This window comes from Rhizobium sp. IBUN (assembly GCF_000510625.1).
GTDB classification, from domain to species: domain Bacteria; phylum Pseudomonadota; class Alphaproteobacteria; order Rhizobiales; family Rhizobiaceae; genus Rhizobium; species Rhizobium altiplani.
In genome coordinates this window covers 85,713-92,218 of sequence record NZ_AZNV01000025.1, presented here as the reverse complement: position 1 = coordinate 92,218, position 6,506 = coordinate 85,713, and the positions used below count along the sequence as shown (strand labels likewise).

The following is a 6,506-nucleotide window of genomic DNA, read 5'->3' as shown; positions in this document are numbered from 1 at the left end:
CTCGTCATGGCGGCCGCAGCGTTCCTTGCTAAGTTGGGCTCCGACCTGCGCCGCAGCGCCGGTGGCAAACCGAACGAAACGAGTCCAAACCCGCCAATCGCCGCCTGACCAACAAACTTGCGCTTCTACCAAGCGTCGCAGAGATCCGCTATCTGATCACCCGGCTCCTACTGCGACCGCCGATCAGGACGGCCTTCGTTCTCGCATGGTCACTCTGGCGACGAGAGCATCAAGCCTACGCAATGAGCGCTCACTACAAAACAAGACACAAAACGCAACTGTAGTATTAGATCCGCAGCATGATCTTGCCGATGTGACCGCTCGTTTCCATCAGCCGATGCGCCTTGGCGACGTCTTCGAAAGGAACGACGGTATCGATAATAGGCGCAAGCTTGCCTTCCTCGAGAAGCGGCCAGACCTGGGAAAGGAGATCGTCCCGGATCGCGCGCTTTTCCTCAGGCGTGCGCGGGCGCAGCGTCGAGCCGGTGATCGTCAGCCGTTTGACCATGATCGGCGCTAGATCGACCTTTTCCACGACAGCGCCGCCGAGGAAGGCGATGATCGAGAGGCAGCCGTCCTTCGCAAGCGATGCCACGTTCCGCTCAAAATAGGCAGCACCGATCATATCGAGGATGATATCGACACCTTGGCCCGTCTCGGTCTTGATGACCTCTGCAAAATCCTCGGTCTTATAGTTGATGGCCCGCTTTGCACCGAGCCTGACGCAGGCGTCGCATTTCTCCTGCGAACCGGCGGTCGCGTAGACCTCGGCGCCGAAGGCCCGCGCAAGCTGGATGGCGGTCGTTCCGATACCACTCGAGCCGCCGTGCACGAGGACCTTCTCGCCTTCGGTCAGCCCGGCCATCTGGAACATGTTGGCCCAGACGGTGAAGTAGTTCTCCGGGAGGGCGGCCGCCTTGACCGCATCGTAGCCTTTCGGGAAACGGAGCGCCTGGCCGGCGGGCAGCAGGCAATATTCGGCATAGGCGCCGCCGTTCGTCAGGCCGCAAACTTTATCGCCGACGGCAAAATCTCTGACGCCAGCGCCAACGGCAACGATCTCGCCCGCCATCTCAAGTCCGAGGACAGGGCTTGCGTCCTTGGGCGGGGGATAGGTGCCCTGACGCTGAGCGACGTCGGGCCGGTTGACGCCGATCGCCTCGGTGCGAACAAGAAGCTGCCCCTCGCCCGGTATCGGCAAGGGTCCGGTGGCAATCCGCATCACTTCAGGCGCGCCGAAGCTCGGCAGGTCGATGAAGCGCATCTGCGTGGGCAAAGACATGGTCCGGTCTCCTCGTTCCGAAAGCACGTGAGATAGTCCAGCGCTTCGGATTTGAGAAGGCAGGAAGAACGGATGGCGTCAATTCGTCTCGCCCAGGAGGTGGAAGACGAGCCCCTCCTCGCTTTCCTTAGCCTCGGCCTTAATGTGAGCAATTTCGGCGCTGACGCGATTGGTGTCGTCGATGACAAGACCTTCCGGTAGCTCCAGCACGCCGATCGAGCAGCGCATCAGCGGGAACAGTGCCTCGACGCCTGCGCGGTCATGGCCGCGAATGCTGCCAGCGGCGCGATCCGTATCGGAATAGAGGCCGAGCACATCCTCGTGAAAATCGCTGATCAGGCGGTCGAGAATTTCGGTCAGCTCTTCCTTGGCCCAGCCGCGGACGCCGATGAAGAAATCGTCGCCGCCGACATGCCCGAGGAAATGACGTTCAGCGAAAAAATAGCGGCGCATGAGCGCGGCAAAGAGCGAAATCGCGTGGTCGCCGAGATGGAAGCCATAGGCATCGTTGAACGGCTTGAAGTTGTCGAAATCACAGTAGCAGAAGTGACGCTTCTCGTCGCCATCGAGACTGGACTCGCGCATGAAGTCGCGGATCGCCCTGTTGCCCGGCAGTCCAGTCAGAGGGTTCTGGTCCTGGGCCGTCTTCAGCTTCTTCTCATTCATAACCTTGATGAGCGAGGCGGCTGACACGACACCCGCATAGCGCATGTTGTCGGTCAAAAGCAGGCAGTTCGTGCCTTCCATGTTGGCGAAGATCGCCATTAGCTGTTCGGTATCGGAATCAAGCCCGACGATCGGCGCCATCTCGACGAAGTGGGAAATCGTTCGCTCGTAGACCTTGTTCTTCAGGAGATCGCGACCGAAAGGCTGGTAGATGTATTCCTTCAGATGCCGTTCGTGCAGGATACCGCGCGGCTCGCCGTTCGCATTCAGCACCGGGAAAAACGCCTGCTGCGGATTGCGGCGGAACAGCTCGAAGACACTGTCGATTGTGTCGTTTTCATAGACTGTCGGCAGCATCTCGATCTGCTTGCGGATTAGGATCTCGTCGAGCGATTGCGGATTTCGCTTGCTCTTGCCGAGGTCCAACAGGTGCGGAAACGACGGCTGCAACTCGGTGACATGGGTGGTCGGGCGGGAGACGAACCAGCCTTGGACGAGATCGACGCCGAACTCGCGGCAGGCGACGAATTCCGCCTCCGTCTCGATGCCCTCGGCGATGACGCGAGTGCCGAGCACATGGGCGATGTGGACGATGTTTTTCAGAAGATGGCGCTTGCGCGGGCTGCTGTCGATGTCGGCGATGAAATGGCGGTCGATCTTCAGGTAATCGACCGGGTGGTCGCAGAGCAGCTTCATCTCGCCGTGGCCGACACCGAAATCGTCGATCGCCAGCTTGAAGCCGGCCTTGCGGAGAAGCGATACGAGTGCCGCAAATTCGGGCACGCTAGTATTGTCGAAGCGTTCTGAAAACTCGAAACAGATGGAAGACGGAGGAATATTGGCGAGCTTCAGGTGCTGCAGCAGGCCTTCCACCAGGCGCTCGCCATGCGGGATCAGCCGAACATCGAGGTTGAGGAACAGTGTCGAACTGGAAAAGTGCGGCAGCGTTGCGAACTTCGCAAGCGCACGGCTTGCCACCATCTGCTCCAGTTGCAGAAGCTGCTGGTTCTTGTGAGCCTCGTCGAGGATTTCGATCGGAGAGTTGAAACCAATGCGCTCCTGGCCGCGCATTAGCGATTCATAGCCGAACGCCACTCCCGTCCCTGCTTCCACGATGGGCTGGAACGCGTTCTCGATGACGAGTTTCGCAAGGGTCACGATCTGATCGCTGGCGTAGCGACGAACAAGCGCCGGATCGACGGTGGCAGCCAAAGACATGCCAATCTCCACTGTGTCTTATTGTTTTGCGCAGGGACACTGGCGGAGAAGGATCAACGAACCCTTTCCCGAATATGAAACTTTTGTGAAACCACGTCCACTTTCGATCGAATTTTATCGATCAATCAATGGCTTGGTCAGACTGTATGCCTGTTCTCAGCCTCATGATCGGCGAACATGTCAGCGACGCATTTGCCACCCCGGGAGACGCCGCTCTGATCGAAGGCGCCTTCGGGGCATCCGCCGAGTTTGCGGGCGGCCTCCCACATGCGCAGGGCCTCGCGCACAACCTCGCTGCTTGACGCATAGGTGCCATTGTCGACAGCGGCGCGGATATCCGCAGCCTGCAGCGGCGAAATGGATACGGTAACCATCGGCATGAGATTCCTCCCTTTGCCTCGTCGGACAGTGCCTGTCCTCTGGGGAGACGGATTAACCCGTCCACGGCATTGCCGACGCCGCCGCCTCGGCTGCCTCTTATTGGGCGAAATTTTAGACCCCACTCAGATACTTGTCAAAAAGGAAACAGTCCGTGATGTCTGCCTGTGAATTGCGGGCATAAGTCAGCGACGGACCGCAAGACCGAAAGCGAGCATCGACCAACCCTGCAGCAGAAGGTCACAGGCGAGGAAAAGTCCCAGGATCCAAAGGCTGTTGACCGGCCATCCGAGCGCAATAACCACGCCAGCCAGCGCCGTGATGATACCGCTCACAAGGACCCAGCCCCATCCTTTCACGGGGCGCATACGCCAGCCGACCCAGATTCGGAACACGCCAGCAACGAGCAAGGCGATCGCCAGAAACAGCGTCAACACAGCCGATGCCAGAAGGGGATTCTCGAAGGCAAAGAAACCGGCCAGCAAATACAGAACGCCGCTCAAGGCCCAAACCAGCGCCTGCTCCCAGCTTCTCACCTGAAAAGCGTGGATCAGGTAGACCACACCGCCGATCAGCATCAGGATTCCGACATAGTAGACGGAGACAACGGTCGCGAGCGCGACGTTTGCCAACGCGATCAAGCCGCAGACGATCAGCAGCACGCCAAGTGCCGCGAACCAACCCCATTTCGATTGCAGCGACGAAAAACCCAGTCGATCAGAAATATCTGCCATGGCACGCCTCCTGGTTGGTAGAAGACTATGCCGCAAAATCGCGGAATTGGAAGAGGTTAGCCTTCTGGAAGTGTTGTCAGATTTTTATTGATTGATCAGTCAATCAAAATTATGCTGGATGGCATCTTCATGGAGTGATGCGATGCCCAAGGTCGGAATGGAGCCGGTTCGCCGCAAGGCGCTTGTCGATGCCGCGCTGCGCGTGATCGGCGATCACGGCTCGCTGACTGTCACCATGTCCGAAATTGCCCGGCAAGCCGGCGTGTCGCCGGCGCTGGCGCATCATTACTTTGGCAGCAAGGAACAGCTGCTGATCGAGACTGTCCGCTCTCTCCTCAAGCAGCTCCGCGACGACGTCGTGACTGCGCTGAAGGCGGTGGACGCACCGCGCGAGAAGCTCTCCGCCGTCATCCGCGTCAGCTTCCAGGCAGACCAGTTCGCGCCGGCAACAATCGCCGCCTGGCTGGCCTTCTACGCCGAGGCGCAGCGCTCCGAGGAAACCAGGCGCTTCCTTGTCATCTATGCCCGCCGTCTGCAGTCGAACCTCATCGCCAACCTGAAAGCGCTCTGCCCTTACGATGCCGCAGAACGCATTGCCGAAGGCGCGGCTGCGATGATCGACGGGCTCTACATCCGCCAAAGTCTGAGATCGGCGCCTGTCAGCATCGAGGCATCGATCGCGCTTACCGAAGACTATATCAATTCACAGCTTGCCGCCCTTGCGAAAGGACAGATCCAGTGACCCTCAGAGCCCAGCCGAAAGCCTCCCATTTCATCGACGGCGAATATGTCGAGGATGACGCGGGCAGCGTCATCGAAAGCATCTATCCGGCGACCGGCGAAATCATCGCCCGGCTGCACGCGGCAACCCCTGCTATCGTCGAAAAGGCGATCGCGTCGGCCAAGCGCGCCCAGCCGGAATGGGCGGCGATGAGCCCGACGGCGCGCGGCCGCATCCTCAAACGTGCCGCCGACATCATGCGCGAGCGCAACCGCGAGCTGTCCGAACTCGAGACGCTCGATACCGGCAAGCCGATCCAGGAAACCATTGTCGCCGACCCGACATCGGGGGCAGACAGCTTCGAATTCTTTGGCGGCATTGCCGCTGCCGGCCTCAATGGTTCCTACATCCCGCTCGGTGGCGATTTCGCCTACACCAAGCGCGTGCCGCTCGGCGTCTGCGTGGGCATCGGCGCCTGGAACTATCCACAGCAGATCGCCTGCTGGAAGGGTGCACCGGCGCTCGCCGCCGGCAATGCCATGGTTTTCAAGCCGTCGGAAAACACGCCGCTCGGCGCGCTTGCCATTGCCGAGATCCTTCATGAGGCGGGCCTACCGAAGGGGCTCTACAATGTCATCCAGGGTGACCGCGAGACCGGCCCCCTGCTGGTCAATCACTCTGACGTTGCCAAGGTGTCGCTGACGGGCTCGGTGCCGACCGGCCGCAAGGTCGCCGCGGCCGCTGCCGGCAATCTCAAGCACGTCACCATGGAGCTCGGCGGCAAGTCGCCTCTAATCGTCTTCGACGATGCTGATATCGACAGCGCCGTCGGCGGCGCCATGCTCGGCAACTTCTATTCGACCGGTCAGGTCTGTTCGAACGGCACCCGCGTCTTCGTGCAGCGGAAAATCAAGGCGGAGTTCCTGAAGCGGCTGAAGGCTCGCACCGAGGCGATCGCCATCGGCGATCCGATGGACGAGGCGACCCAGCTCGGGCCGATGGTGTCCTGGGCGCAGCGCGACAAGGTTCTCTCCTACATCGAGAAGGGCAAGGCGGAAGGCGCAAGGCTCGTCACCGGCGGCGGCATCCCGAACAACGTCTCCGGCGAAGGCTACTACGTGCAGCCGACGGTCTTTGCGGACGTCACCGACGAGATGACGATCGCCCGCGAGGAGATCTTCGGCCCTGTCATGTGCGTGCTCGACTTCGACGACGAGGCGGAGGTGATCGCCCGCGGCAACGCCACGGAATTCGGTCTCTCCGCCGGCGTCTTCACCGCCGACCTGACGCGCGCCCATCGCGTCGTCGACCAGCTCGAGGCGGGCACGCTGTGGATCAACACCTACAATCTCTGCCCTGTCGAAATCCCGTTCGGCGGCTCCAAGCAATCCGGCTTCGGACGCGAGAATTCGCTGGCCGCGCTGGAGCACTATTCGGAGCTGAAGACGGTTTATGTCGGCATGGGGCCGGTGCAGGCGCCCTATTGAGGCAGCAGGCGGCCGGTCCC

At 60.6% G+C, this 6,506-nt stretch carries 6 protein-coding genes; 2 read left to right on the top strand and 4 right to left on the bottom strand.

Annotated elements, in window-relative coordinates; translation table 11 throughout:
• Window positions 1-286 precede the first annotated feature (286 nt).
• The 4 genes from RHIBUN_RS0121650 to RHIBUN_RS0121635 all read right to left on the bottom strand — a co-directional run bounded on the left by RHIBUN_RS0121650 (window position 287) and on the right by RHIBUN_RS0121635 (window position 4,278).
• The gene (locus RHIBUN_RS0121650; protein ID WP_025661139.1) at window positions 287-1,282 is read right to left on the bottom strand and encodes an NAD(P)H-quinone oxidoreductase; all 996 of its coding nucleotides are present in this window, start codon (window positions 1,280-1,282) and stop codon (window positions 287-289) included.
• A gap of 78 nt (window positions 1,283-1,360) precedes the next feature.
• Window positions 1,361-3,166, bottom strand: a complete 1,806-nt coding sequence (locus RHIBUN_RS0121645) for a GGDEF domain-containing protein (protein ID WP_025661138.1) — start codon at window positions 3,164-3,166, stop codon at window positions 1,361-1,363.
• A gap of 137 nt (window positions 3,167-3,303) precedes the next feature.
• Window positions 3,304-3,546, bottom strand: a complete 243-nt coding sequence (locus tag RHIBUN_RS0121640; protein WP_018116473.1) for a type II toxin-antitoxin system ParD family antitoxin — start codon at window positions 3,544-3,546, stop codon at window positions 3,304-3,306.
• A gap of 183 nt (window positions 3,547-3,729) precedes the next feature.
• Entirely contained in the window at window positions 3,730-4,278 is a 549-nt protein-coding gene (locus RHIBUN_RS0121635; RefSeq protein ID WP_025661137.1) for an HdeD family acid-resistance protein, read from the bottom strand.
• A 142-nt stretch (window positions 4,279-4,420) separates the two neighbouring features.
• Between RHIBUN_RS0121635 and betI the strand changes: the two genes are divergently transcribed.
• Window positions 4,421-5,020: a transcriptional regulator BetI gene (betI, locus tag RHIBUN_RS0121630; protein ID WP_018116475.1), complete on the top strand. Its 600-nt coding sequence runs from the start codon at window positions 4,421-4,423 to the stop codon at window positions 5,018-5,020.
• Window positions 5,017-6,486: a betaine-aldehyde dehydrogenase gene (gene betB, locus RHIBUN_RS0121625; protein ID WP_025661136.1), complete on the top strand. Its 1,470-nt coding sequence runs from the start codon at window positions 5,017-5,019 to the stop codon at window positions 6,484-6,486. The genes betI and betB overlap by 4 nt, the downstream gene beginning before the upstream one ends.
• Window positions 6,487-6,506 lie beyond the last annotated feature (20 nt).

Bases quoted from the DNA above. Each gene is read 5' to 3' on its own strand.
- RHIBUN_RS0121640 (WP_018116473.1), bottom strand. From the start codon at position 3,546: ATGCCGATGGTTACCGTATCCATTTCGCCGCTGCAGGCTGCGGATATC.
- betI (WP_018116475.1), top strand. From the start codon at position 4,421: ATGCCCAAGGTCGGAATGGAGCCGGTTCGCCGCAAGGCGCTTGTCGAT.
- RHIBUN_RS0121645 (WP_025661138.1), bottom strand. From the start codon at position 3,166: ATGTCTTTGGCTGCCACCGTCGATCCGGCGCTTGTTCGTCGCTACGCC.
- RHIBUN_RS0121635 (WP_025661137.1), bottom strand. From the start codon at position 4,278: ATGGCAGATATTTCTGATCGACTGGGTTTTTCGTCGCTGCAATCGAAA.
- RHIBUN_RS0121650 (WP_025661139.1), bottom strand. From the start codon at position 1,282: ATGTCTTTGCCCACGCAGATGCGCTTCATCGACCTGCCGAGCTTCGGC.